The sequence below is a fragment of the Vibrio mangrovi genome, assembly GCF_024346955.1.
Taxonomy (GTDB): Bacteria; Pseudomonadota; Gammaproteobacteria; order Enterobacterales; family Vibrionaceae; genus Vibrio; species Vibrio mangrovi.
On the sequence record NZ_AP024883.1, the window covers coordinates 2,775,370 to 2,800,743 of the forward strand.

The following is a 25,374-nucleotide window of genomic DNA, read 5'->3' on the forward strand; positions in this document are numbered from 1 at the left end:
TGTGAAACAACAGTCATACTAATCAATTTCTTCCATCCAGCACAGAATAATTGCCTCTAAAATTTTTTCATTCGAGTGATTCGGATCATCATCGAAACCATCCAAATCCATGACCCACTGATGTAAGTCGGTAAAACGTACATTCTTCGGGTCAATCTCAGGATAAAGTTCGCATAGCTCTATCGCAATATCCCGTGAATCGGTCCATTTCATCATTTATTCCTGTTTAATACCTGGCAGCAATAAAGCTTAATGATCTTCAGCTGCGTGGTTCAATGTATATTTAGGGATTTCGATCACCAGATCTTCATCAGCAACTTTTGCCTGACAGCCAAGCCGGGATTCGGGTTCCAGCCCCCAGGCTTTATCCAGCATGTCATCTTCCAGCTCATCACTTTCTTCAAGCGAATCAAAACCTTCCCGTACGATAACATGGCAAGTGGTGCACGCACACGACTTCTCGCATGCATGCTCAATCCCAATACCGTTTTTCAGCGCTACATCAAGAACTGTTTCTCCGGTTTCAGCCTCAAGTACTGCGCCTTCCGGACACAACTCTTCATGAGGTAAAACAATAATCTTTGGCATGTTTGTATCTCAACTACTCAATATCATCCACAGACTGACCAGCCAGCGCTTCACGAATCGATTTATCCATACGACGTGAAGCAAACGGCTGACTTACTTTATCAATGTCTTTGATTCCCTGCTCAATCGCATCGGCATCATCACCATTTCTCAAAGCGATCAGCGTCTCTATCGCCGTCAGAAGCTCGCCTCTTTCCTGCTCATTCAATAGTTCGTCACCATCAGCCTGCATTGCAGCAATCAAACCTTCAATGACCCGGTCAGCTTCTACACACTGTTCCATCAATGCTCTGGCTCTCATATCTTCTTCTGCATGAGCCATAGAATCTTTGAGCATGTTTGCAACTTCGTCATCACTTAAACCATAAGACGGTTTCACCTGAATTTCAGCCTGAATTCCGGTACTTTTTTCCATCGCCGTCACGGAAAGCAGACCATCAGCATCAACCTGATAAGTTACCCGGATATGCGCAGCGCCAGCAGTCATTGGTGGAATGCCTTTCAGAGAGAAACGCGCCAGCGATCGACAATCGTCAACCATTTCCCGTTCTCCCTGAACCGTATGGATCATCATGGCTGTCTGACCATCTTTAAATGTTGTAAATTCCTGAGCACGGGCAACAGGAATAGTCGTGTTACGGGGAATAATTTTTTCCACCAGACCACCCATGGTTTCAATTCCCAGAGACAACGGAATAACATCCAGTAACAACATTTCCGAATCCGGTTTATTACCAGCCAGAATATCCGCCTGAGTCGCAGCACCAATAGCAACAACTTCATCGGGATTAATACTGGTCAGCGGCTGGCGACCAAAAAATTCACCAACCATTTCACGTACGAATGGCGTCCGGGTTGAACCACCGACCATCACGACTTCAATCACGTCTTCGGCATCAACATCCGCATCTTTCAGAGCCCGGCGGCAAGACATCAGCGTTTTTTTCACCAAAGGCTGAATCAGTGCTTCAAACTGGGTACGGCTCAGTTGTCCGTTCCATCCCAGAACAGAAATATCTGCTGTTTCAGCATCAGAAAGATCAATTTTCGCCTGAGATGCCGCATCCAGTAACATCCGGTACTCTTCAGCACTCAGAGCATGTTCAATCGCAATACACTCTTTCAGATGATCCGCAATAAGATGGTCAAAATCATCACCACCAAGAGCGGAGTCTCCTCCGGTCGCTAATACTTCAAATACACCTTTTGACAGACGCAGAATAGAAATATCAAATGTACCGCCCCCCAAATCGTAGACCGCAATGACGCCTTCCTGACCTGAATCGAGACCATAAGCAATCGCAGCAGCAGTTGGTTCATTCAGTAACCGCAAGACATGCAGCCCGGCGAGTTTAGCGGCTTCTTTGGTTCCGGCACGCTGAGCATCGTCAAAATAAGCGGGAACGGTAATGACAACACCAGCCAGCTCACCACCAAGCGTTTGCTCCGCCCGACGAGCCAGTGTTCTGAGGATATCCGCGGAAACCTGAATTGGATTTTTGTCACCCTGTGCGGTCTGTAACACAGGTAAACCATGATCACTGGATTTAAACCGATAGGGTAAATGAGGATAACGCTGTTCAACGTCATGCAAAGAACGACCGATCAGTCGTTTCACCGAAATAACTGTATTTTCTGGATCTCGCTGTGCTTTTTTTCTGGCCTCAATACCGACCAGTATTTCTTCCTGAGAATAATTCACGACAGAAGGGACAATACTCTGCCCATTCGCATCAGGTAGTGTCTCGGCCGAACCACTCCGGACCGAAGCCACCAGAGAATTTGTTGTACCTAAGTCAATGCCTGCAGCCAGCTTGTGTTGATGAGGTGAAGCACTCTGACCAGGCTCAGCAATTTGCAGTAATGCCATTGGGCTTTCCTTTTTCTGAACTAACCGAGAAGTTTCTCTTCGGCCCGTTCGATTTCATGTCTTAGTTTGGCAATAAACTTGAGTTTCCGGACTGAATCAGCAGCAACTTCCCATTGAGATTGCTCCAGTTCTTCTCGCAGGCCAGTCAATTGCGTTTTATACATTTTGCTGACTTTGCCTTCAAAATCGATCAGTTTATCATGGGCATCAGTATCGCTTTCAAGCATTTCCAGCTCTTCACGTAACAACATCTGCTCCATCAGGAATTCCGGATCCTGCATAGTCTGCTGCTCGCTGCGAAGATCAATTCCCTGAAGGATTAACAGATATTCAGCGCGGCGAATATCATTTTTCAGTGTCTGGTAGGCATCATTAATCTCAGATGCTTTCTGTACCGCAACTAAACGCTCCCGTTCTGAAGCCGTCGCAAAATTGTCCGGATGAAAGCGTTTCTGCAATTCCCGGAACTGAGAAGAAAGAAGGCTACCATCCAGATTAAACTGAATTGGTAGCCCAAATAATTCAAAGTAATTCATGTTAATATCAGTCCTGACTCATCGGCTATCCAATTCAACATTAACGCTTCCTGACTTCCGATGTCGTCGTACACTCGATTGTTGTACGCATGGATGTTGTCATATGAATGGGAACTGCTATGTTAAACATTAAAGCTTTCACCACAACCACATTCACTTTTCACATTCGGATTGTTGAATTCAAAGCCTTCGTTTAACCCCTGCTTGACATAATCTAACTGAGTGCCGTCAAGATAAACCAGACTCTTTGGATCAATGATAACTTTGACACCATGTTCCTCAAAGATCTGATCTTCTTCGTTTACTTCGTCAACAAATTCCAGTACATATGCCATGCCGGAACAACCCGTTGTTCTGACACCTAAACGTAAGCCAATTCCCTTTCCCCGGTTTTCTAAAAAGGTACGGACTCGATCTGCTGCAGTTTCAGTTAAGGTGATGGCCATACAACTCTAACCTTAAAATCTAGTGGGTTTGAGGAGGGAATCTCAAAGATTCCCTCGATTTCTTTTAAAGCTCGTGCTTTTTCTTGTAGTCCGCAACGGCTGCTTTAATCGCATCTTCAGCAAGAATTGAACAATGCACTTTGACAGGAGGCAATTCAAGTTCTTCCGCAATTTCAGCATTCTTTATTGCTGCAGCTTCATCAATTGATTTACCTTTAACCCACTCAGTTACCAGCGAGCTGGAAGCAATCGCACTACCACACCCATAGGTCTTAAATTTTGCATCTTCAATGATGCCTTCCGGTGAAACTTTAATCTGCAGTTTCATAACGTCACCACACGCCGGAGCACCTACCATACCACTTCCGACACTCGGATCTTCTTTATCAAAAGAACCGACATTGCGTGGATTCTCATAGTGGTCAATTACTTTATCACTATATGCCATGATGATTACCTCATATCCTCTATCGCCGGGAAGAAATTAATGATGAGCCCACTCAACAGAACTCAAATCAACGCCTTCCTTGTACATATCCCATAGAGGAGACATGTCGCGTAATTTATCTACAGCTACACGGATTTGCTCAACCGCGTAGTCTACCTCTTCTTCCGTCGTAAAACGACCAAACGAAAAACGAATCGAGCTATGAGCCAGTTCATCGTCCATCCCCAGAGCACGTAAGACATACGAAGGCTCCAGACTGGCAGAAGTACAGGCACTGCCTGATGAAACAGCCAGATCTTTCAGAGACATCAGTAACGATTCACCTTCAACATACGCAAAACTGATGTTCAGGTTATTCGGAAGACGCTGTTCTAGATCGCCATTGATCGTTACCGCTTCCATCCCTTCAAGCCCGGCCAGCATACGATCCCGCAATTTCTTCGCATGATCATAGTCTTGCTGCATTTCTTCTTTGGCAATCCGAAAGGCTTCGCCCATCCCAACAATTTGATGTGTTGGAAGTGTACCGGAACGGAATCCACGCTCGTGGCCGCCACCATGCATTTGAGCTTCCAGACGAATCCGTGGTTTACGGCGAACATAAAGCGCACCAATACCTTTCGGCCCATATACTTTGTGGGCGGACAAAGAAATCAGATCAACTTTCAGCTTCTGCACGTCGATCGGTAATTTTCCGGCTGATTGTGCTGCATCGACATGAAAAACGATTTTGCGCTCCCGACACAGTTCACCGATTGCTTCAATATCCTGAATCACACCGATCTCATTGTTCACATGCATAATAGAGACAAGAACTGTGTCATCACGCATTGCAGCTTCCAGCTTGTTCAAATCGATCAGACCATTTGATTCCGGCTCAAGGTATGTGACTTCAAAGCCTTCACGCTCAAGCTGACGACAGGTATCCAGAACGGCTTTATGCTCTGTTTTACAGGTAATGATATGTTTACCTTTCTTGCCGTAAAAGTGTGCTGCACCTTTAATCGCAAGGTTATCAGACTCAGTTGCGCCCGATGTAAAAACAATTTCTCTTGAATCAGCATTCAGCAATGCTGCAATCTGCTCACGTGCCGTATCAACAGCTTCTTCTGCCTGCCAGCCATAACGGTGAGAACGAGATGCCGGGTTACCATAAATACCATCGACCGTCATGTACTGAACCATTTTTTCAGCAACACGAGGATCAACCGGGCATGTCGCTGAATAGTCAAAATAAATAGGCAGTTTCATTTTCTACTCCAATGTAAAACTAGCAACTATGACCGCGCATTCGCTTCAAGAGACACAGGCTCGGTCGGAACCAAAGATGAATTCTGCTGTGTGCGCCCCTGAGTAACTGCAAGGTCTACATTCTGTCGATCTGAAATTTCTATTACTTCGTTATCATTCATCAGATCGCCCAGTGTGATGTTATTGAGAAAATCACTGATTCGGGAACTTAAATCACACCAAAGTGTATGAGTCAGGCAGCGGGTTCCTCCCTGACAATCCCCTTTTCCTGAACATTTGGTTGCATCGACGGATTCATCGACCGCACCAATTACATGTCCGACAGAAATAGCATAAGCTTCAGCACCCAGGCGATATCCGCCTCCCGGTCCCCGAACACTTGCTACCAGCCCTGCTTTACGCAGTTTTGCAAATAACTGCTCCAGATAGGACAAAGAAATCCCCTGGCGCTCAGAAATATCAGCCAGCGGTACTGGATTTTGTTGCGAATGCAGAGCCACATCAAGCATGGCGGTCACTGCATATCTTCCTTTTGATGTTAATCTCATAATCACTTGTATCCACACCGTTTATGTGGATAGCAGTGTGACATAACCAACCAAATGGGTCAAGTATTTGTTTGACTAATTTAGTCAGGTATTTAACCTTTCGTTTACAGTGGTTATTTTGACACCTTTTCAATCGAAGTCAAAATACCTCTTAATATATTGATTTCCTGAGATTCAGGTCGGGCACGACTAAACAAACGACGAAGTTTATTCATCACCAGATTTGGCTGATCTTCGGAAATAAACTGAGTCTGAAGCAGAACTTTTTCCAGATGCTGATAAAAGCGTTCCAACTCTTCATGACGCGGATAATCCACTGTGTCCTTCTGATGAGGAAAAGCTGATGCCTGCCACTCCAGATGAGCAACTCTGATCTCATAACAAAGGGTTTGTACCGCCATCGCCAGATTCAGAGAACTGTACTCCGGGTTTGCAGGAATCGCCACATGATAGTGACACTTTTGTAGTTCTTCATTCGTCAGACCGGTGCGCTCCCGACCAAAAACTAATGCTACCGGGGCTTGTTCACTTTCCAGAACAAAACGTTCTCCACATTCTCTCGGTGTCAGCATCGGCCAGGATAAAGTTCGGGAACGGGCACTACTGCCAACCACAAACTGACAATCAGCAACCGCTTTTTCAAGAGAATCCACGACAGTCGCATTCAATGCGATTTCACTGGCTCCGGCTGCCATTGCAATCGCCTGAGCATCAACTTCACATTGAGGATCAACCAAAACCATCTGTCTGAGTCCCATGACCTTCATCGCCCGGGCTGCTGAACCTATATTGCCTGAATGGGAAGTGCCGACCAGAACGACTTTCACTTGACTGAGCATGTGTAATTCTACTTTCTTCGAGATTAAACGACTTTATAATTAAGTGGCTGCCGATATTATCATAAAGCAGACAAAAATAGTCAGGTTCTGAGAGAAATAATCACCACTACAGAACACAATTTAACCACTTCCCTTTTCAGAGAACTCTGGTATACTTCGCCCGCTTTTTTCGTTCTTTAACATCCGTTGGGAAACTCGTATGCATCCAATGCTTAATATTGCTATTCGTGCCGCACGAAAAGCAGGCAATCATATTGCTAAATCACTAGAAAATGCTGAAAAAATTCAGTCCACTCAAAAAGGTACGAACGATTTCGTTACTAATGTAGACAAAGAAGCTGAGTCTATTATTGTTGACGTTATCAAAAACTCATATCCGGAACATGTCATTATCGCAGAAGAAAATGGTGTGATTGAAGGAAAAGATCAAGACGTACAATGGATCATCGACCCACTGGATGGCACCACTAACTTTCTCAAAGGACTTCCCCATTTCTCCGTCTCCATTGCTGTTCGCATCAAAGGGAGAACAGAAGTTGCCTGTGTTTATGACCCAATGCTGAATGAGTTGTTTACAGCACAACGCGGTGCGGGTGCACAGCTAAACAATTCCCGAATTCGGGTCAATGCACTCAAAGATTTACAAGGCACTGTTCTGGCAACCGGTTTTCCTTTCAAACAGAAACAACATGCTGAATCTTATCTGAAAATCGTTTCTGCACTGTTCACTGAATGCGCAGACTTCCGCAGAACAGGTTCTGCTGCTCTGGATTTATGCTACGTAGCAGCCAACCGTGTCGACGGTTTCTTTGAACTGGGTCTGAAGCCATGGGATATGGCTGCCGGTGACTTGATTGCCCGCGAAGCCGGCGCAATTGTCACTGACTTTGCCGGTGGAACTGAGTATATGAAATCAGGCAATATCGTTGCTTCCAGTGCTAAAGTAACCAAAGCAATCCTGAAACATGTCCGCGAACAGGGTAATGAAGCAATTCTGAAGTAATTATTTCCTGCCATGCACTCACTGCATGATAAATACGTGAGAATGGATGGTCTGAACACAAAAAAACCGCTGCAATCAGCGGTTTTTTTATATCTGACAATTAACGCGTCATATGAACATCACTCATGCAACTGTTCCATCCTGCTCATCAGAATGGTCACTTCCACCAATCCAATGAGCAAAATGACATGCTGTGTGAGTTTAGCCGTTAAGGCAACTCGTCAAACTCTGCCCCTTCTTTTTCAATCTGAGGCTGAAGTAAGTGCTCACGCTGAATACCCAGCTTGAGAGCCAGTGCCGAAGCAACATAGATTGAAGAGTATGTCCCGACGGTAATCCCGAGCAACAAGGCCAGAGCAAAACCGTGGATCATTGCACCACCTTCAACAAACAGAGCGATGACAACAAACAAAGTGGTTCCGGAAGTAATCAAAGTCCGGCTTAACGTTTGAGTAATAGAATTATCCATTACTTCAGCAGACTCACCCTTCCGCATTTTCCGGAAATTCTCCCGAATCCGGTCAAACACCACGATAGTATCGTTCAGTGAGTAACCAACCACTGTTAACAGTGCCGCGACAATAGTCAGATCGACCTCAATCTGTAACAGAGAGAATATTCCCAGAGTAATGGTCACATCGTGAGCCAAGGCCAGAACCGCACCAGCAGATAAACGCCATTCAAACCGCATCGAGACATACATCAGGATACAGATCAATGAGACCAGAATTGCCATGCCACCAGCTTCTGTCAGTTCATCACCAACATTCGGACCGACAAACTCAATACGGCGCATTTCAACATGCTGACCCGTTCCGGAATTAATTGCACTGATGATTTGATTACCCAGCGTTTCCCCGGCAACATCTTTGCGGGGACGAAGACGAACCATGACATCTTTGGCTGAACCAAAGTTTTGAACGGTTGCATCTCCGAAACCTTTGGCTTCCAGAGAACTTCTGACCTGTTCGAGATCTGCCGGCTGCTCAAAACTGACTTCAATCAGAGTTCCGCCAGTAAAATCAAGCCCCCAGTTAAATCCCTTGGTTGCGATCATCACAATGGACGCGATAATTAATAACGCCGAAAAAGCGAAGGTAAACTTCGACCAACGCATGAACCCGATCGCGTGCTTTGCTTTTAGAATTTGAAACATATCTATTCCCAGCTTTTCATGGTGACGACTGTTAGATCGACAATTTCTTAATTCGCTTGCCGCCATAAAGCAAGTTCACCACACAACGTGTACCAATAATGGCAGTAAACATTGAGGTGAGAATACCAATGGACAGTGTCACGGCAAATCCTTTGATTGCCCCGGTTCCGACAGCAAACAGAATAATTGCAGTAATCAGCGTTGTGATATTCGCATCGGCAATCGTACTAAACGCATTGGCATATCCCTGATGGATGGCCTGTTGCGGATTACGCCCCTCAAGAAGTTCTTCCCGGATCCGCTCAAAGATCAATACGTTAGCATCCACGGCCATACCGACAGTCAGGACAATACCGGCAATTCCCGGCAGAGTCATCGTCGCCCCCGGAATCATCGACATCACACCGACAATCAAGACTAAGTTAGCTGCCAGAGCCAGATTCGCAATCAAACCGAACTTACGATAGTAAAGCGCGGTAAACAGCATGACAGCGACCATACCCCAGATACATGCCAGAACCCCCATATCGATGTTCTGCTGCCCCATAGACGGACCAATTGTCCGCTCCTCAACAATAGAAATCGGAGCAATCAACGCACCGGCACGCAAAAGCAATGCAAGGTTATGCGCTTCAGCAGAAGAGTCGATACCGGTAATTCGGAAGCTACGGCCCAGAGCAGACTGAATGGTTGCCTGGTTAATCACTTCTTCATGTTTACTCAGAATGACTTTTCCTTCAGGCGTTTTACGACCACTGTCTTTATACTCGGCAAAAACAGTCGCCATCAGCTTCCCGATATTTTTCTCGGAAAATGCAGCCATTTTACTGCCGCCTTCACTGTCGAGAGAAATATTGACCTGAGGACGGCCATATTCATCAGCACTGGAGCTCGCATCAGTAATGCTGGCACCGCCTAGAATGACACGTTTTTTCAGCACGACCGGGCGGCCCTGACGATCCTGTTTGACTTCTGTTCCCGGAGGAACTCGTCCAGCCGCAGCCGCTGCCAGATCAACACTGGTATCAACTTCGCGGAATTCCAGCGTTGCCGTAGCACCCAGAATCTCTTTCGCCCGGGCTGTATCCTGAACCCCTGGCAGTTCAACAACAATGCGGCTGGCACCCTGACGCTGAACCAATGGTTCGGCAACACCCAGTTCATTCACCCGGTTTCTTAAAATCGTAATATTCTGTTCAACCGCATAATTACGAATTTCCTGCAAGCGAGCTTCAGTATAAGTTGCCGTCAACACATAACGTCCCTGACTGTCAGTCGCAAGAATCGTCATATCACGGTGTTTCGGTTGAAGTACATTGACAGCCTGATTTGCCTGCTCTTCATTACGCAGAACAACTTCCAGACGCTGATTATCGGCTGTATGAACAGCACGGTAACGGATTTTCGCCTCACGAAGTTCGGTCCGGAAAGCGTCTTCTTCCTGTGTCAGCAATTTGTCCATGGCGGCATCCATATCAACTTCCATCAGGAAATGAACACCACCTCTCAGATCAAGCCCCAGCTTCATCGGTGTCGCACCGATAGATTCGAGCCAGTCCGGGGTTAATGGAGCAAGGTTTAATGCCACGATCATATTGCTATCAAGCGCATCACGTATTGTGTCCCGGGCACTCAATTGTGTATCGGTACTATTAAACCGGACAAGAACAGAGCCGTTTTCTAAAGCGGCTGATTTATAAGAAAGGTGCGCTTTATCAAGCGACCGGGTGACAGAATCCAGCGTTGCCATATCAACGGAGGCACCACGCGCCCCAGTTATCTGAACAGCCGGATCTTCACCGTAAATATTTGGAAGTGCATACAGTGCAGAGATGGCGATGACAAATACCACCATCAGATACTTCCATAATGGATAACGGTTCAGCACAGCGAGGATCCTCTAGCTGTTATAGAGATTTAAGCGTACCTTTTGGCAACACTGCAGTAACGAAGTCCTTTTTAATCACAACAGGATTATTCGGGTTCAGTTCAATGGTGATGAAGTCATTATCTTCAGCAATCTTAGTGATTTTGCCGACCAGACCACCACTGGTTAACACTTCGTCACCCTTTGACATAGAAGACATCAGACTTTTATGCTCTTTTGCACGTTTGGCTTGTGGGCGATAGATCATGAAATAGAAAATCACCGCAAATACAGCCAGCATGATCAGCATTTCAAAACCACCACCCTGTGGTGCACCTTCGCCCGCAGCGTGGGCAACAGAAATTAAACTCATTGAGAAACGTCCTCTCGGGTTATTGTTGTTAAATCGTATTTAGTCTTATAGTTGGGTTGCGCCATAAGAATTTCAACCATTTGGTGCTTTCCTGCCTATGACGCAATCAGATCAGACTTTAGCAAGCGGCGGTACATCACGCTCCCTGCGAGCATAAAATTCCTCGACAAAAGCATCGAACCGATCTTCTTCAATCGCCTGACGAATGCTTGCCATCAATCTCTGATAGTAGCGAAGATTATGGATGGTATTCAAACGGGCACCCAAAATTTCGTTGCAACGATCCAGATGATGCAGATAAGACTTGGAATAATGTTTACATGTATAGCAATCACAATGCGGATCCAACGGTGTTGTATCTGTTTTGTGTTTAGCATTGCGAATTTTTACCACACCACCGGTCACAAACAAATGACCATTTCTGGCATTACGAGTCGGCATCACACAATCGAACATATCGATACCGCGCCGCACACCTTCAACCAGGTCTTCCGGTTTTCCGACACCCATCAGATAGCGTGGCTTATCTTCAGGCAACTGCGGACAGGTATGTTCCAGAATCCGGTGCATATCTTCTTTCGGTTCACCAACTGCCAGACCACCGACAGCATATCCGTCAAAGCCGATCTCAGTCAGACCTTTGACAGAGACATCGCGTAGATCTTCGTACACGCCACCCTGAACGATCCCGAATAATGAATTGGGATTTTCCAGCTGGTCAAAATGCTCCCGGGAACGCTTTGCCCAGCGCAGTGACATTTCCATCGACTGTTTCGCTTCAGTATGGGTTGCCGGATAAGGTGTACATTCATCAAAAATCATCACGATGTCTGATCCCAGATCTCTCTGAATCTCCATCGATTTTTCCGCATCCATAAAAATTTTTTCACCGTTAACCGGGTTACGGAAATGGACACCTTCTTCAGTAATCTTACGAATATCACCAAGACTGAAAACCTGAAAACCACCGGAATCGGTCAGAATCGGCCCTTGCCAGTTCATAAAGTCATGCAGATCACCATGCATTTTCATAATTTCCTGCCCCGGACGTAACCAGAGATGGAACGTATTACCCAACAGGATCTCAGCACCGGTATCTTTAACCTCTTCAGGGGTCATTCCTTTTACCGTGCCGTAAGTTCCAACCGGCATAAACACCGGTGTCTGTACAGTACCCCGTTCAAAAGTGATCTGCCCGCGCCGGGCATTTCCGTGTTTCTTTTTCAGTTCAAATTTTAACTTCACAACGCCTCCAAAGTGCCAGAGAAACAATCTGACGGTCTACGAGAAACTCTCTCATACGAATGTTCTTTACAAACATCCTCAGCTTTCTGCTGTGTCCCCGGAGCATTCTGAAATGCTCCGGAGTTAGATTCTTAATTCACGCGCTTTTCAATGAACATCGCGTCACCATAGCTGAAAAAACGATATTCCTGCGCAACCGCATGGCGATATGCCGCCATTACATTTTCATATCCTGCAAATGCACTCACCAACATGATCAATGTCGATTCCGGCAGGTGAAAATTGGTAATCAGGCAGTCTACGACCTGATACTCATATCCCGGATAAATGAAAATATCGGTATCACCGAAGAAAGGAGCCAACGCCCCACCATTTTTCAATGCCTGCTGCGCTGCGCTTTCCAGTGAACGAACCGATGTTGTTCCGACAGCAATGACACGCCCGCCCCGTTCACGGGTCGCAGCAATCGCCTCCACTACCGACGACGGGACTTCAACATATTCAGCATGCATATGGTGATCATTGATATTCTCAACCCGTACCGGCTGAAACGTTCCGGCTCCGACATGAAGTGTCACGTAAGCCATTTCGACACCTTTCGCCGCTATTTGTTCAAGCAAATCAGTATCAAAATGTAATCCGGCCGTCGGTGCCGCAACCGCACCCGGTTTCTGGTTATATACGGTTTGATATCGCTCTTTATCCGCGTCTTCATCAGGCCGGTCAATGTAAGGCGGCAAAGGCATGTGACCAATTTCGTTCAAAACATCCAAAACCGCAGCTTCACTCTCCAGATGAATCTCAAACAGAGCATCATGGCGGGCAACCATCGTTGCCGGATAATCGTCATTTTCACCTAGAAACAGTGCTGCTCCGGGACGTGGTGCCTTTGAAGAACGGACATGAGCCAATATACTGTGCTCATCCAGAACCCGTTCGACCAACACTTCGATCTTACCGCCGGAGGCTTTACGGCCAAACATCCGCGCCGGAATCACCCGGGTATTATTAAATACCAGTAAATCTCCCGGACGAACCAGATCCAAAACATCTTTAAAAGTCCCGTCCGTCACATCCCCGCTATTTCCGTTCAACTGTAACAAACGGCTGGATGTCCGTTCAGCTTTTGGATACCGGGCGATCAATTCATCGGGCAGGTCAAAATGAAAATCGGAAACTTGCATTACTCTTTTTCTATCCTGTCATTCGCAGCGCGGTAGTATATACGGAAATAGCCAAGGACGGCAGAGTATTCCATTGATTCGTACCAAATCCGCAATAATTTTTTCAGTAAAAGAAGAAAATTGTCTCGACCTCTCATATCCTCCGGCAAGAAAAAACTATATTCATAATAACTTGTATTCTCTGAAAAGATGATCGCCACTTCGGTAAGGAGTTCGCTATGATCAAGATAGAAGACATGATGACCCGCCATCCGCACACCCTCACCCCGACAAATACGATCGAAGAGGCTCGGGCCTTTATGGAAAAACACGACATCCACCATCTGCCGATCGTGGATCAACATAAAAAGATTAGGGGAATAGTCTCACAACGAGACATATTACAGGCTCAGCACTCCTGCCTGAATCGTGATATCTCCCCGTCAACAATCTTACTGTCACATCCGCTGTCTGAAATTATGCATACCCAGATGATTACGGTCTCTCCCAACGCCGGATTAAAAGAAAGTGCCCTATTTATGCAAAAACATAAAGTCGGTTGCCTGCCGGTCATTCACCATGATCGTCTGGTTGGGATCATTACCGACAGTGACTTTGTTGCCATTGCAATTAACCTGCTTGAATTGCAGGAAGAAGTTGAACCTGACGAAGTTGATGAGGATGCAGAAGACAGCTTTTAGAAATAAAAAAAGAGCAGCTAAGGCTGCTCTCTCTGCGAAATTACAACTCTGATTGCAAAGCAACGATTGCAAGGTTACTGCTTTTAACGCTCAGAACTGATCTTCTTCTGTCGAACCGGTCAATGCAGTCACAGAAGAGTTTCCGCCCTGAATCGTATTGGTCACCCGGTCAAAATAACCGGTGCCGACTTCCTGTTGATGGGCAACAAATGTATATCCCCGTTCAGCCGCTTCAAATTCAGGACGCTGAACTTTTTCAACATAGTGACGCATTCCCTCTCCCTGAGCATAGGCATGTGCCAGATCGAACATGTTGTACCACATGTTATGAATACCCGCTAAAGTGATAAACTGATAACGGTATCCCATGTCTGCCAATGATTGCTGGAAGTGTCGGATGGTTTCTGCATCCAGATTTTTCTCCCAGTTAAATGAAGGAGAGCAGTTATAGGCCAGAAGCTGCTCCGGATACTGTTCATGAATTGCCTCGGCAAAACGGCGGGCTTCATCCAGATCCGGTTTTGCGGTTTCACACCAGACTAAATCGGCATAAGGAGCATAAGCCAGCCCCCGGGAGATCGCCTGATCAATTCCGGCTTTCACCCGGTAGAAACCTTCAGCAGTCCGCTGTCCGATAATGAAATCCTTATCATAGGGATCACAGTCGGAAGTCAACAAATCAGCAGCATTAGCGTCAGTCCGGGCAATAACCAGAGTTGTTGTCCCTGCCACATCGGCAGCCAGCCTTGCCGCAATCAGTTTTTGTACCGCTTCCTGAGTCGGTACCAGAACTTTGCCGCCCATATGACCACATTTTTTCACCGATGCCAGTTGATCTTCAAAATGGACACCTGCAGCGCCAGCCTCAATCATATGTTTCATTAGTTCATAGGCATTGAGAACCCCACCAAATCCTGCTTCCGCATCGGCAACAATCGGCAGGAAGTAATCAATTCCCCCTTCATCTTCCGGCGTCATACCATTTGCCCATTGGATTTGGTCTGCCCGGCGGAATGAACTATTGATTCTTTTGACGACCGCGGGAACGGAATCAACCGGATAGAGGGATTGGTCCGGATACATTGCCGAAGCCGTATTATTATCGGCCGCGACCTGCCAGCCCGACAGATAGATCGCTTCAATACCGGCTTTTGCCTGCTGAACGGCTTGTCCGCCGGTCAAAGCTCCCAGACAGTTTACATATCCTTTTTTCGCCTCACCGTTCACCAGTGACCAGAGCTTGTCAGCACCACGTTGTGACAGGGTATGTTCCGGCATCACCGAGCCCCGAAGTGCAACGACTTCTTCTGCGGTGTATGTCCGTTTTACATGCTTCCAGCGTGGATTGGTTGCCCAGTCTTTCTCTAGTGCTTCAATTTGTTGGCGACGAGTCAGAGTCATAGTGTTATCCCTCATTGTGTACCGAATGATCCCGGTAGTCCTTCTTCCTTTTTCTTTATCAATACGACATTGATTGATATTGAAAAGTCTGTTTCACGTTTTTAATTCATTTAATTCTTATATCTGCCGCTTCCCGGCTGTTTTCCTTACTCCGGTAATGAACGGAGTATGGACAGCCTGATTTTTATTGATGAAGCGACTCACTCTCCACACTGAACGCTTTCCCATACCGGACTACGCCAGATACTCGTATCCCGGAACAGTTAAGAAATCAGTTAATTCATCACTGGTTGTCAGACGTTTCATCAACTGAGCCGCCTCATCAAACCGCCCTTGTCTGAAATGTTCTTCGCCAATTTCCCCCCGAACCACTTCAACTTCTTCGGCAAGATAACGCTCAAACAATGCCTTCGTGACCGTTTCTCCGTTATCCAGTGTTTTATGATGCTGAATCCATTGCCAGATAGAAGTCCGGGAAATCTCAGCTGTGGCTGCATCTTCCATCAATCCATAAATCGGGACACAACCATTGCCAGAGATCCAGGCCTCGATATACTGAAGCGCAACACGGATGTTATGACGCATACCTTGCTCGGTTCGCTCCCCTTCACAGGGCTGGAGCAAATCGGCTGCTGTCACCGGTGCATCATGATCCCGGGTCATCATCAGTTGATTGGACTGACTGCCAAGAACTTCGTTAAAAACAGCCATCGCCGTATCGGCAAGACCGGGGTGAGCAACCCAGGTTCCATCATGTCCGTTGGTTCCTTCCAGTAGTTTGTCCTGACGGATTTTTTCCTGAACCTGGGCATTCCGGGCCGCATCTTTCACGGGAATGAAAGCTGCCATCCCGCCCATGGCGAAAGCTCCACGCCGGTGACAGGTCCGGATCAGCAAACGCGAATAGGCGTTAAGAAATGGCTTATCCATGGTGACAACCTGTCGATCCGGAAGCACCCGATCCGGATAATTTTTCAGCGTTTTGATATAACTGAAAATATAATCCCAGCGACCACAGTTCAGGCCGACGATGTGTTCTTTCAGAGAAAACAGAATTTCGTCCATTTCAAACACAGCCGGAAGCGTCTCGATCAGAACTGTGGCTTTAATCGTGCCGGTATCCAGTCCGAAATACTCTTCAGTGAAATGAAAAATGTCACTCCACCATTTAGCTTCCTGATAACTTTGTAGCTTGGGCAGATAAAAATAAGGGCCGCTGCCTTTTTTCAGTAATGCCTGATAATTGTTGAAGAAATAGAGCGCAAAATCGAACAGTGCTCCGGGGATCTGCTGCTGATCAAATGTGACATGTTTTTCCCGGAGATGCAGGCCGCGAACCCGGCATATCAAGACTGCCGGATCATCACATAACTGATAAGACTTACCGCTTTCCGGCTGTATATAGCTAATTGTACCGTTGACCGCATCCTGAAGATTGATCTGTCCTTCCAGCATCTTCGACCATACCGGAGACATCGAATCTTCAAAATCAGCCATGAAAACTTTTACATTTGCATTCAGTGCATTAATCACCATTTTCCGATCTGTCGGTCCGGTAATCTCGACTCGCCGATCCTGCAAGTCCTGAGGTATCCCCAGAATCTTCCATTGTCCGGCGCGTATATCCTGAGTTTCCGGTAAAAAATCGGGTAATTCTCCCTGATCAATTCTCTCCTGCCGACTTACCCGACGTTGCAGTAAAGTTTCGACCCGGGAAGTAAAGCGTGCACAAAGCTCTGCAAGGAACACTTGGGCCGCTGGTGAAATGATATAGGATTGATCTTCAGGTACAGCCCCCAGAATCTGTAGCCTCTCAAGCATTTTTCCTTGCCCGCCAGACAATGTTTGTTCATCAGCCAATGGTTCCATCATTGCTCCCTCTTATATAAACCAATTCACTTAATTGCATATTAATTTTCATTTGTAAATTTAAAACAACATATTCAGATCGTCAAATTTGTCATCTCAATTTTGATATCATTAACAATGTTTCAAATTTACAGTTTTTTCAATCCACCTCAAACTAGACATAAGTCTTAACCAAGCATGATAAACTCTAGAAAATAAATAGATAAATGAAAACCCTGCCGATGAACAAAAAGTAAAATTCGAAGTTTCATTCTGTTTGAACAATCGAGACAAAAAGGAATTTAATTTCGTAATAAAATTACACAAATAAAGCATAAATTCATCTCATCAGTACGCTCTATTTTTCCAGAGAAAAGCGATTACCTGTTGATTTCATATAGATTTGTAGAGGAAGCAGCTCAAAACAGACACAAATTAATCTGTAAAATTGACATTGTGAATATTTTTGATTTTATGAAAGCTTCAATCGATGGATGCTGTAAAATTTTACAAACTTTGGGATTTAATCAGAATAAAGCTCTATAAAAAGAAAAACCCAAAGCATAAAACTTCGGGTAAGACCTATAGCTAAAGAAGTTCTGAAACAACTTCAGATAATTGATGAAAGACCTGACTACGGGAAGAACTGGGACGCCAGACTAAACCAATCAGACGAAATGCACTTTGACCAGGCGGTTCGACAACAACCAGATTCTGGTTCTCCAGCAGGCCATGCTTAATTGCCATTTGGGGAATAAACGTCGTACCCAGTCCGTTTGCTACCATCTGAACCAGAGTATGTAAACTGGTTGCCATAAACGGATTAATTTTTTCCTTCTCCGTCAACTGACAGGCCGAAACCGCATGCTCAGTCAGACAATGCTCGTTTTCCAACAGGAACACAGATTCGTCCGGCAGATCATCATAACGGATCGGAACGGGAATCCGGTCAGCCTGACTTTTACTGATAATCATCCGGAACGGATCTTTTCCGACAATCCGGCTTTCCATATTCCCGATATCAACCGGCAATGCTAAAACCAGTACATCCAGCTCACCATGACGTAACCCTTGCAGCAAATTACTGGTTGTATCTTCCCGCAGTAACAGATGAAGTTTCGGGAAACGGCTATTCACTTCCTGAACTAAATCCCCCAGCAAGAAAGGCGCAATCGTCGGAATACAGCCGACTCTGAGCTGTCCTTCCATCAAATCTCCCTGACAGAGTTTTCCCATCTCGATCAGATCCTGTCCTTTCGCCAGTAATTCTCTGCCCTGCTGAACGACCTGTTCTCCGGCATGTGTGAATACCAACGGACTTTTCTTGTCCTTTTTCTCATATAAAGGACAACCGATTAACTCTTCCAGAGTCTGAATACCTTTACTCAGCGTTGACTGACTGACAAAACAACGCTCAGCGGCTTCACTGAAATGACGGGTTTCATAAAGAGTTACCAAGTAGTGAATTTGCTTTAAACTCGGCCATTTACTCATAAGATCATTAATATACGGGTTCGAATTTGTCTGGAGGATAGCATATCTCAGTTCATCGTTTTTTTCGATAAACTCAATCTATTTATTTCGCTTTTTCCTATACTATGATTTGTCTATAGTTTGTCTGGTACAAACACGGACCAAACTGATTTCGGTTAGTTTGGAAATAATTATATTCTTAGGAGCAAAAAAAATGGTACTAGTTGGTCGTAAAGCCCCTGATTTTACTGCTGCTGCTGTTTTAGGTAACGGTGAAATCGTTGATACATTCAACTTTGCAGAATTTACTAAAGGTAAGAAAGCAGTTGTTTTCTTCTATCCACTAGACTTCACATTCGTTTGCCCATCAGAACTGATCGCATTTGATAAACGCTTTGAAGACTTCCAGGCAAAAGGCGTTGAAGTTATCGGCGTATCAATCGATTCTCAATTCTCACACAATGCATGGCGTAACACCCCTGTCGACAAGGGTGGTATCGGTGCTGTGAAATACCCACTGGTTGCTGACGTAAAACACGAAGTTGCCAAAGCATACGATGTTGAGCATCCAGAAGCTGGTGTTGCTTTCCGTGGTTCTTTCCTGATCGATGAGGAAGGTGTTGTACGTCACCAGGTTGTTAACGATCTGCCTCTGGGCCGTAACATTGATGAAATGCTGCGTATGGTTGATGCACTGAACTTCCACCAGACTCACGGTGAAGTTTGTCCTGCACAGTGGGAAGAAGGTAAAGCAGGTATGAAAGACTCTCCTGACGGCGTCGCGGCTTACCTGTCTGAGCACACTTCAGACTTAGATAAGAAATAACACAAACTTGCCAGTCCTCAACACTGGTCAATGGTTGGATAAAATAAATAAAGAATGATTACTTGCCCCAATCATGATTAAGTAAAGTCTATATAAAGTTAAAACCGGAGCAATTACTCCGGTTTTTTATACCAACCGCATTCGTTTTATCCTTCAGGAATCCGTCTTTAAAACATCATCGAGCGACTGATCGCCCAAATGTCGGACATCTTTTCCCTTAACAAAGTAAATAATGTATTCACAGATATTCTGACAACGGTCTCCGACCCGCTCAATCGCACGGGCAGACCACATGACCTGCAGGATATGAGGAATATTCTTGGTATCTTCCATCATATAGGTCATTAACTGCCGGATAACCGCTTCATATTCGGAATCCAGCCGATCATCTAATTTATGGACCTGAGCCGCAGCCTCAACATCCATCCGGGCAAATGCATCCAACACCTGATGCAACATTGCGATAGCCTGACGGCATAATGGTTCCAGAGAAACCTGAAACTTGCGTTCTTTCGAAGACGGACTTTCAATCGCCACATGTGCCATTTTGGTGGCAACATCCCCGATACGTTCCAGATCCGTGATCGTCTTAATAATGGCAATAATCAACCGTAAATCTTTTGCCGTCGGTTGTCTCTTGGCAATAATCCGGGTACACGCATCATCAATAGAGACTTCCATCGCATTGACTTTATGATCATCCCGGATGACCTGACGGGCAAGCTCCAGATCTTGTTTATGCAGCGCCTGCATCGCATAAGATAACTGTTGCTCGACCAATCCTCCCATGGTAAGAACATGGGTCCGTATTGCTTCAAGCTCAGCGTTGAACTGTCCGGAAATATGGCGACCAAACTGCATAATACCTCTCTTAATCCGTGGTTATCTGTGGCACTCACCCGTAGCGCCCGGTGATATAATCTTCGGTCTGCTTTTTCACCGGTGAAGTAAAAATAGTATCGGTGTCAGCATATTCGACCAGTTTCCCCATATGAATGAAGGCCGTATGATCACTTACTCGCGCGGCCTGCTGCATATTATGGGTCACGATCACTACCGTATACTTGGTTTTCAGGTCATTGATCAACTCTTCAATCGTCAGTGTCGAAATCGGGTCCAGAGCAGACGTCGGTTCATCCAGCAACAGAATCTCCGGTTCAATAGCAATCGCCCGGGCAATGACCAGACGCTGTTGCTGCCCACCGGATAATCCGAATGCGTTTTCATGTAAACGATTCTTTACCTCTTCCCATAGCGCAGCTGCCCGCAGTGAACGCTCTACAGCATCATCAAGCGCCCGGGCATTCTTAACGCCCTGCAAGCGAAGGCCATAAATGACATTTTCATAGATCGACTTAGGAAAAGGATTCGGACGCTGAAACACCATCCCGACCCGTCGGCGTAAGGTTGCAACATCAACAGAAGGGGCATAGATATCCTGTCCGTGTAACTTCACCTTCCCCTCAACCCGACATCCTTCAACCAGATCATTCATCCGGTTCATACAACGTAACAACGTTGATTTACCGCAGCCGGAAGGCCCGATAAATGCGGTGACTTGTGCTTTAGGAATCCGCATAGAAATATGACTGAGTGCAGCCGTTCCCTGATAGAACAGACTGAGATCATCAATCTCAATCGCGGTCTGTTTATCACTGAGATGCTTCACATCAATCGATGGCTGAAACCCCAAAGTCTGATTCAGAGGAAACATGGTTAATCCTGTCCCATTGTTTTGTATTTCTCCCGCAAATTATTCCGGATACTGATCGCAGTCAGATTCAGGGCAACAATCACGGCAACCAATAAAAATGATGTGGCAAAAACCAGCGGGCGTGCAGCCTCAATATTGCTGGTCTGAAATCCGACATCATATATGTGAAATCCCAGATGCATGAATTTCCGTTCCAGATGAATAAAGGGAAATTCCTGATCAACCGGCAAGCGCGAAGCCATTTTGACCACACCGACTAACATCAGAGGTGCAACTTCGCCGGCAGCTCTGGCGACTGCCAGAATCAGTCCTGTAATCATAGCAGGACTGGCCATCGGCAATACTACCCGCCAAATCGTTTCAAACTGCGTCGCCCCTAAAGCCAGAGAACCATGACGCACAGAAACCGGAATCCGGCTTAATCCTTCTTCCGTCGCAACAATCACCACGGGCAACGTTAATACGGCCAGAGTCAGAGCCGACCAAAGCAATCCGGGTGTACCGAAAGTCGGTGCCGGTAAGCGCTCAGCGTAAAACAATGCGTCAATCGTCCCACCAATGGTATAGACAAAGAAACCGAGCCCGAAAACACCATAAACGATAGAAGGCACACCAGCCAGATTCATCACCGCCACCCGAATCATCCGGGTTAGTGCATTTTCATCAGCATACTCATGTAAATAGATTGCCGCCATCACACCGAGCGGCATCACGATCACGGACATGATAATAACCAGTAAGATCGTCCCGAAAATTGCAGGGAAAACCCCACCTTCTGAATTTGATTCTCTCGGATCATCCGCAATAAAGTGCCAAACCTGCTTGCCCCAGTGCGCAATCTTCCCGGGAAAAGACATATCATTGGGATACCAGACATCAAGAATCTGATTCACCGGAATTTTTATCGTGTCACCACGCATATCCTGCACCAGCAGCGCCTGCATTCTGAGTTTTCCCCGTAATGCATCCAGCGTATGAGAAACCGCCGTCAGTTTCTGGTCCAGCACCAATTTCTGTTGCTGGTACTGTGTCAGATATGCTGCGTCTACAGTATGATTCAGCTCTCTTTTCCGTTTCTCAAGACGAAGCTTCTCTACCTGACGGCTCCAGACCTGAACTTTTTCGTTCATCAGCGTCTGAATCTGCTGACGTAATTGCTCCGACTCCTGCAATCCAGCCAGAAGCGCGGTATCAATATCTTCTGCCATCTCATCATCAGCAAGCTGATAACCCACCGGTTTGCCAAAAAACTGGCCATCCCGGACTCGATCAATCACAGCCCAGCCCAGAGGCTCAGCAGGTGTGGAAACCTGATTCTTCAGAACCGAAATAAAATCTGACGGATAGATATCCCGGTTGGCTATTTTTATATGCAAACGAGTAATCGATTCTCCGTCTTTTACCTCTTCAGAATGGCTTGAGTAAGCGGGTAAATGGGATGCCAGTACTGCTTCCTGATCATATAACTGTCCAATCAAACGTTCGCCGGATGAAGTCTGCCATGACAACAACGGTGTCGGCCAGAAATAAGTCAGCCCTTTCCAGCCGATAAGCAGCAATAGCCCCAGCACTGCCAGCAGACTGAAACTCACCGCACCACCGGTCAACCATACCCAGGGAGAGCCGGACTTAACCCAATTCACCATTTAATTCAGTCCTAACATTACAGTGCCCGATATTTTTCCCGCAGGCGCAGCCGAATCCACTCCGCCAATGCATTGACTAAAAACGTAAAGACAAACAAAAGCAATGCGCCCAGAAATAGCAACCGATACTGGCTGCTACCGACTTCTGCTTCCGGCAGCTCAACCGCAATTGTCGCTGCCAGTGTCCGCATCCCTTCAAAAATATTCCAGTCCATAATCGGTGTATTTCCAGTGGCCATCAGCACAATCATGGTTTCTCCGACAGCCCGTCCCAATCCCATCATCACAGCAGAAAAAATCCCCGGACTCGCCGTAAGCAAGACGACATGAGTCAGGGTTTGCCAGGGTGTCGCTCCCAATGCTAGTGAGCCATCGGAAAGATGTTTCGGAACAGAGAAGATTGCGTCTTCTGCAATAGTAAAAATCGTCGGAATCACTGCAAATCCCATCGCAATTCCCACCACCAGAGAGTTACGCTGATTGAAATCAATACCATACTGCGCCATAAAGACCCGGATATCGCCATGAAACAGCCAGGTTTCAATATCAAAACCAACCGGCAGCACCAGAACCATGACTACAGCCAGGACCGGAAGTAAGATTGCAGCATGCCAGCCACGCCGGACAGGTCTGCGCCACCGTTCAGGGAAGAAATGCCAAATCAGACCAAACAGTACGGTTGATAATGGCAGCAGAATGCACATCACAACCACCGACACCAGATGCCTTTCAACAATCGGAGCCAGCCACAGTCCGGCCAGAAAACCGATAATGACCGTTGGTAATGCTTCCATCAGCTCAATGGTTGGTTTCACCTTGCGCCGCATCCGGGCAGACATGAAATACGCAGTATAAATCGCGGCCAGTACCGCAATCGGTACAGCAAAGAGCATCGAATACATTGCAGCTTTAATGGTGCCGAAGGCAATAGGCATCAGACTGAATTTCGGCTCAAAACTGTCAGAGGCAGCTGTAGACTGCCAGACATACTCAGGTTTGGGATAGTTCTCATACCACAGTTTCTGCCACAATGCAGAAAACGAAATTTCCGGATATCCCAGATGGATCTCAGCCAGACTCAGACGCCCTTTCTCATAGGACACCAGATATTTTTCATTCTCAGACAGAGCCACCAGCTCCGGTAATTGCTTAAAAACAGGTTGGGATAGAACCTGTTTATGATTGGTTACCTGATAGTTCCGGACCTGGCCATCGTGATGAAATGAGAAAAATCCCTGATGATAGGCGTCGGCAAGGATCATACCGGTCCGGAGACCTGTCTTGAATTCCCTGATCGGCATCAACTGCCTTTTTTCTTCGCGGATCACGTCAAACCACTGTGTAACCTGACCATCCCGGTGTCGTACCAGCAGAGAATCCCCTCCCGGCAATAGAATCATTTGTACAACTTTTCGTTCGCTCTGGCCTTCTGTAAGATCAACAACCTCCCGAACCCGGAATGACGTACCGGAACGGATAGCCACGATTAATTGTTCACCTTCACGAACATATAAAGTATCGCCATCAGGAGTCACCAATAACTCATCGGCTTTGACTTGGCCGGGGAAACGAAACTCAGTGACATCCGCGGTATCCTGCCGGTAGGTCAGCACACTCAGTGCACCACGATCACTGGAAAAAGCCAGCGTCAGACGGTTCGGTAATACGGAGAAAGTAAATTGTTGTACATCAGCAGGAACATATTCGTTCAGGCCCGATGGCAACTCTAATTGTTCCACTCCCGGGACAAAAAGATCCTGCCCGTTCTGTAAGCGGTGGGAAAAAAGCGGACGGGCAATTTCAAGCTGATGCTTCTGTCCCAGCACAGCAAACCATTCCCCGGCAACAGCACTCTGTTCCGGCATGAAAGGGAGTTGCTTGTGCCAGACCGGCTCCTGATGCTCATCCTGAGTCGACCTGAATATCATTTCTCCCTGACGATCGAGCATAAATACATATTGACCGTGTTCACCAACCGATAGCTGAATCGGGGACGACTGGAGGGAAACTTCAGGATGAGCGGAAGACACAGTGATATCAGCACTGGAAAACAGGGGCAGAGCAACCCAGATCAGATAAACAAAAATTAAGACCAGTGCTCCAAGTACACTGACACCACCAGCACTGACAGCAAAACGAATCAAGCGATCTTTGACAAGGCGCTTTTTGTCCGCTGCTTTGAGTGAAAACTGAGGGTGTGGCATGCTAGTCCTAATCAATCTGACCCATATCAATGATACTGAGAGCAATTCCCGTCTTAAATTCCGGCTGAAAATCAGACGTGGTATCGTCTGGACACACAAGCATATGTCAATGACGTGACAGTTATATTACAGCAACCGATAACCGCCTGAAATAACAAGTGACTCATTTTCCCTGACTTTATCGATTCCTCCGGAGGATGGTTTGCAGGACCTACGACTTCATTCCAA

Annotated in this window: 24 protein-coding genes; 3 read left to right on the forward strand and 21 right to left on the reverse strand. The window is 46.3% G+C overall.

Features of this window, described 5'->3' with window-relative positions:
* Positions 1 to 18: 18 nt before the first annotated feature.
* From iscX to trmJ, 9 genes are all read right to left on the reverse strand, one after another.
* Complete coding sequence (gene iscX, locus OCU74_RS12235; RefSeq protein ID WP_087479996.1) at positions 19 to 213, reverse strand: Fe-S cluster assembly protein IscX; 195 nt, start codon at positions 211 to 213, stop codon at positions 19 to 21.
* A gap of 36 nt (positions 214 to 249) precedes the next feature.
* The gene (gene fdx, locus OCU74_RS12240) at positions 250 to 588 is read right to left on the reverse strand and encodes an ISC system 2Fe-2S type ferredoxin (RefSeq protein WP_087479997.1); all 339 of its coding nucleotides are present in this window, start codon (positions 586 to 588) and stop codon (positions 250 to 252) included.
* 13 nt (positions 589 to 601) lie between these two features.
* Positions 602 to 2,458 carry a Fe-S protein assembly chaperone HscA gene (hscA, locus tag OCU74_RS12245; protein ID WP_087479998.1) on the reverse strand — a complete coding sequence of 619 codons (1,857 nt, stop codon included), beginning with the start codon at positions 2,456 to 2,458 and terminating at the stop codon, positions 602 to 604.
* Between the two features lie 20 nt (positions 2,459 to 2,478).
* Positions 2,479 to 2,994 (reverse strand): co-chaperone HscB, encoded by a 516-nt coding sequence (gene hscB, locus OCU74_RS12250; RefSeq protein WP_087479999.1) that lies wholly within the window; start codon positions 2,992 to 2,994, stop codon positions 2,479 to 2,481.
* Positions 2,995 to 3,116: 122 nt separating this feature from the next.
* Complete coding sequence (gene iscA / locus OCU74_RS12255; protein ID WP_087480000.1) at positions 3,117 to 3,440, reverse strand: iron-sulfur cluster assembly protein IscA; 324 nt, start codon at positions 3,438 to 3,440, stop codon at positions 3,117 to 3,119.
* A 64-nt stretch (positions 3,441 to 3,504) separates the two neighbouring features.
* The gene (gene iscU / locus OCU74_RS12260) at positions 3,505 to 3,888 is read right to left on the reverse strand and encodes a Fe-S cluster assembly scaffold IscU (protein WP_087480001.1); all 384 of its coding nucleotides are present in this window, start codon (positions 3,886 to 3,888) and stop codon (positions 3,505 to 3,507) included.
* Between the two features lie 36 nt (positions 3,889 to 3,924).
* Positions 3,925 to 5,139, reverse strand: coding sequence for an IscS subfamily cysteine desulfurase (locus tag OCU74_RS12265; RefSeq protein ID WP_087480002.1), 1,215 nt, complete (start codon positions 5,137 to 5,139; stop codon positions 3,925 to 3,927).
* Positions 5,140 to 5,165: 26 nt separating this feature from the next.
* On the reverse strand, positions 5,166 to 5,687 hold the full coding sequence (gene iscR, locus OCU74_RS12270) for a Fe-S cluster assembly transcriptional regulator IscR (protein ID WP_087480003.1): 522 nt from the start codon (positions 5,685 to 5,687) through the stop codon (positions 5,166 to 5,168).
* Positions 5,688 to 5,800: 113 nt separating this feature from the next.
* Complete coding sequence (trmJ, locus tag OCU74_RS12275) at positions 5,801 to 6,526, reverse strand: tRNA (cytosine(32)/uridine(32)-2'-O)-methyltransferase TrmJ (RefSeq protein ID WP_087480004.1); 726 nt, start codon at positions 6,524 to 6,526, stop codon at positions 5,801 to 5,803.
* 199 nt (positions 6,527 to 6,725) lie between these two features.
* On the opposite strand from trmJ, the gene suhB reads away from it, so the two are divergent.
* A complete protein-coding gene (suhB, locus tag OCU74_RS12280) occupies positions 6,726 to 7,529 on the forward strand; it encodes an inositol-1-monophosphatase (protein WP_087480005.1) in 804 nt (267 codons plus the stop codon).
* Between the two features lie 208 nt (positions 7,530 to 7,737).
* Here suhB and secF read toward each other — a convergent pair whose 3' ends face one another.
* The 5 genes from secF to queA form a co-directional block, all read right to left on the reverse strand.
* Entirely contained in the window at positions 7,738 to 8,685 is a 948-nt protein-coding gene (gene secF / locus OCU74_RS12285) for a protein translocase subunit SecF (protein ID WP_087480006.1), read from the reverse strand.
* Between the two features lie 31 nt (positions 8,686 to 8,716).
* A complete protein-coding gene (gene secD / locus OCU74_RS12290) occupies positions 8,717 to 10,573 on the reverse strand; it encodes a protein translocase subunit SecD (protein ID WP_087480007.1) in 1,857 nt (618 codons plus the stop codon).
* Between the two features lie 19 nt (positions 10,574 to 10,592).
* Positions 10,593 to 10,925 carry a preprotein translocase subunit YajC gene (gene yajC / locus OCU74_RS12295; protein ID WP_087480008.1) on the reverse strand — a complete coding sequence of 111 codons (333 nt, stop codon included), beginning with the start codon at positions 10,923 to 10,925 and terminating at the stop codon, positions 10,593 to 10,595.
* 111 nt (positions 10,926 to 11,036) lie between these two features.
* Positions 11,037 to 12,170, reverse strand: a complete 1,134-nt coding sequence (gene tgt / locus OCU74_RS12300) for a tRNA guanosine(34) transglycosylase Tgt (protein WP_087480009.1) — start codon at positions 12,168 to 12,170, stop codon at positions 11,037 to 11,039.
* A 131-nt stretch (positions 12,171 to 12,301) separates the two neighbouring features.
* The gene (queA, locus tag OCU74_RS12305) at positions 12,302 to 13,354 is read right to left on the reverse strand and encodes a tRNA preQ1(34) S-adenosylmethionine ribosyltransferase-isomerase QueA (protein WP_087480010.1); all 1,053 of its coding nucleotides are present in this window, start codon (positions 13,352 to 13,354) and stop codon (positions 12,302 to 12,304) included.
* A 218-nt stretch (positions 13,355 to 13,572) separates the two neighbouring features.
* Between queA and OCU74_RS12310 the strand changes: the two genes are divergently transcribed.
* The gene (locus tag OCU74_RS12310) at positions 13,573 to 14,034 is read left to right on the forward strand and encodes a CBS domain-containing protein (RefSeq protein ID WP_087480011.1); all 462 of its coding nucleotides are present in this window, start codon (positions 13,573 to 13,575) and stop codon (positions 14,032 to 14,034) included.
* Between the two features lie 90 nt (positions 14,035 to 14,124).
* On the opposite strand, the gene aceA is transcribed toward OCU74_RS12310, so the two are convergent.
* The 3 genes from aceA to OCU74_RS12325 all read right to left on the reverse strand — a co-directional run bounded on the left by aceA (position 14,125) and on the right by OCU74_RS12325 (position 18,777).
* Positions 14,125 to 15,435 carry an isocitrate lyase gene (gene aceA / locus OCU74_RS12315; RefSeq protein ID WP_087480012.1) on the reverse strand — a complete coding sequence of 437 codons (1,311 nt, stop codon included), beginning with the start codon at positions 15,433 to 15,435 and terminating at the stop codon, positions 14,125 to 14,127.
* Between the two features lie 234 nt (positions 15,436 to 15,669).
* Positions 15,670 to 17,307: a malate synthase A gene (aceB, locus tag OCU74_RS12320; protein ID WP_315972448.1), complete on the reverse strand. Its 1,638-nt coding sequence runs from the start codon at positions 17,305 to 17,307 to the stop codon at positions 15,670 to 15,672.
* Between the two features lie 564 nt (positions 17,308 to 17,871).
* On the reverse strand, positions 17,872 to 18,777 hold the full coding sequence (locus OCU74_RS12325) for a hydrogen peroxide-inducible genes activator (protein WP_087480014.1): 906 nt from the start codon (positions 18,775 to 18,777) through the stop codon (positions 17,872 to 17,874).
* A 193-nt stretch (positions 18,778 to 18,970) separates the two neighbouring features.
* Here OCU74_RS12325 and OCU74_RS12330 point away from each other — a divergent pair, with 193 nt between their 5' ends.
* Positions 18,971 to 19,582 carry a peroxiredoxin C gene (locus tag OCU74_RS12330; RefSeq protein WP_087480015.1) on the forward strand — a complete coding sequence of 204 codons (612 nt, stop codon included), beginning with the start codon at positions 18,971 to 18,973 and terminating at the stop codon, positions 19,580 to 19,582.
* A 153-nt stretch (positions 19,583 to 19,735) separates the two neighbouring features.
* On the opposite strand, the gene phoU is transcribed toward OCU74_RS12330, so the two are convergent.
* Genes phoU through OCU74_RS12350 form a run of 4 tightly spaced genes read right to left on the reverse strand, consistent with a single transcriptional unit; the run spans position 19,736 to position 25,146 of the window.
* A complete protein-coding gene (gene phoU, locus OCU74_RS12335) occupies positions 19,736 to 20,443 on the reverse strand; it encodes a phosphate signaling complex protein PhoU (protein WP_087480016.1) in 708 nt (235 codons plus the stop codon).
* A 34-nt stretch (positions 20,444 to 20,477) separates the two neighbouring features.
* On the reverse strand, positions 20,478 to 21,296 hold the full coding sequence (gene pstB, locus OCU74_RS12340; protein ID WP_087480017.1) for a phosphate ABC transporter ATP-binding protein PstB: 819 nt from the start codon (positions 21,294 to 21,296) through the stop codon (positions 20,478 to 20,480).
* Between the two features lie 2 nt (positions 21,297 to 21,298).
* Complete coding sequence (gene pstA, locus OCU74_RS12345) at positions 21,299 to 22,942, reverse strand: phosphate ABC transporter permease PstA (RefSeq protein WP_087480018.1); 1,644 nt, start codon at positions 22,940 to 22,942, stop codon at positions 21,299 to 21,301.
* Positions 22,943 to 22,959: 17 nt separating this feature from the next.
* Positions 22,960 to 25,146: an ABC transporter permease subunit gene (locus OCU74_RS12350; protein WP_087480019.1), complete on the reverse strand. Its 2,187-nt coding sequence runs from the start codon at positions 25,144 to 25,146 to the stop codon at positions 22,960 to 22,962.
* Positions 25,147 to 25,374: the final 228 nt, after the last annotated feature.

Bases quoted from the DNA above. Each gene is read 5' to 3' on its own strand.
- trmJ (WP_087480004.1), bottom strand. From the start codon at position 6,526: ATGCTCAGTCAAGTGAAAGTCGTTCTGGTCGGCACTTCCCATTCAGGC.
- suhB (WP_087480005.1), top strand. From the start codon at position 6,726: ATGCATCCAATGCTTAATATTGCTATTCGTGCCGCACGAAAAGCAGGC.
- OCU74_RS12310 (WP_087480011.1), top strand. From the start codon at position 13,573: ATGATCAAGATAGAAGACATGATGACCCGCCATCCGCACACCCTCACC.
- iscR (WP_087480003.1), bottom strand. From the start codon at position 5,687: ATGAGATTAACATCAAAAGGAAGATATGCAGTGACCGCCATGCTTGAT.
- hscB (WP_087479999.1), bottom strand. From the start codon at position 2,994: ATGAATTACTTTGAATTATTTGGGCTACCAATTCAGTTTAATCTGGAT.
- queA (WP_087480010.1), bottom strand. From the start codon at position 13,354: ATGCAAGTTTCCGATTTTCATTTTGACCTGCCCGATGAATTGATCGCC.
- phoU (WP_087480016.1), bottom strand. From the start codon at position 20,443: ATGCAGTTTGGTCGCCATATTTCCGGACAGTTCAACGCTGAGCTTGAA.
- iscU (WP_087480001.1), bottom strand. From the start codon at position 3,888: ATGGCATATAGTGATAAAGTAATTGACCACTATGAGAATCCACGCAAT.
- hscA (WP_087479998.1), bottom strand. From the start codon at position 2,458: ATGGCATTACTGCAAATTGCTGAGCCTGGTCAGAGTGCTTCACCTCAT.
- iscX (WP_087479996.1), bottom strand. From the start codon at position 213: ATGAAATGGACCGATTCACGGGATATTGCGATAGAGCTATGCGAACTT.
- pstB (WP_087480017.1), bottom strand. From the start codon at position 21,296: ATGTTTCCTCTGAATCAGACTTTGGGGTTTCAGCCATCGATTGATGTG.
- yajC (WP_087480008.1), bottom strand. From the start codon at position 10,925: ATGAGTTTAATTTCTGTTGCCCACGCTGCGGGCGAAGGTGCACCACAG.
- OCU74_RS12265 (WP_087480002.1), bottom strand. From the start codon at position 5,139: ATGAAACTGCCTATTTATTTTGACTATTCAGCGACATGCCCGGTTGAT.
- fdx (WP_087479997.1), bottom strand. From the start codon at position 588: ATGCCAAAGATTATTGTTTTACCTCATGAAGAGTTGTGTCCGGAAGGC.
- aceB (WP_315972448.1), bottom strand. From the start codon at position 17,307: ATGATGGAACCATTGGCTGATGAACAAACATTGTCTGGCGGGCAAGGA.
- OCU74_RS12325 (WP_087480014.1), bottom strand. From the start codon at position 18,777: ATGAGTAAATGGCCGAGTTTAAAGCAAATTCACTACTTGGTAACTCTT.
- OCU74_RS12350 (WP_087480019.1), bottom strand. From the start codon at position 25,146: ATGCCACACCCTCAGTTTTCACTCAAAGCAGCGGACAAAAAGCGCCTT.
- secF (WP_087480006.1), bottom strand. From the start codon at position 8,685: ATGTTTCAAATTCTAAAAGCAAAGCACGCGATCGGGTTCATGCGTTGG.
- pstA (WP_087480018.1), bottom strand. From the start codon at position 22,942: ATGGTGAATTGGGTTAAGTCCGGCTCTCCCTGGGTATGGTTGACCGGT.
- aceA (WP_087480012.1), bottom strand. From the start codon at position 15,435: ATGACTCTGACTCGTCGCCAACAAATTGAAGCACTAGAGAAAGACTGG.
- OCU74_RS12330 (WP_087480015.1), top strand. From the start codon at position 18,971: ATGGTACTAGTTGGTCGTAAAGCCCCTGATTTTACTGCTGCTGCTGTT.
- iscA (WP_087480000.1), bottom strand. From the start codon at position 3,440: ATGGCCATCACCTTAACTGAAACTGCAGCAGATCGAGTCCGTACCTTT.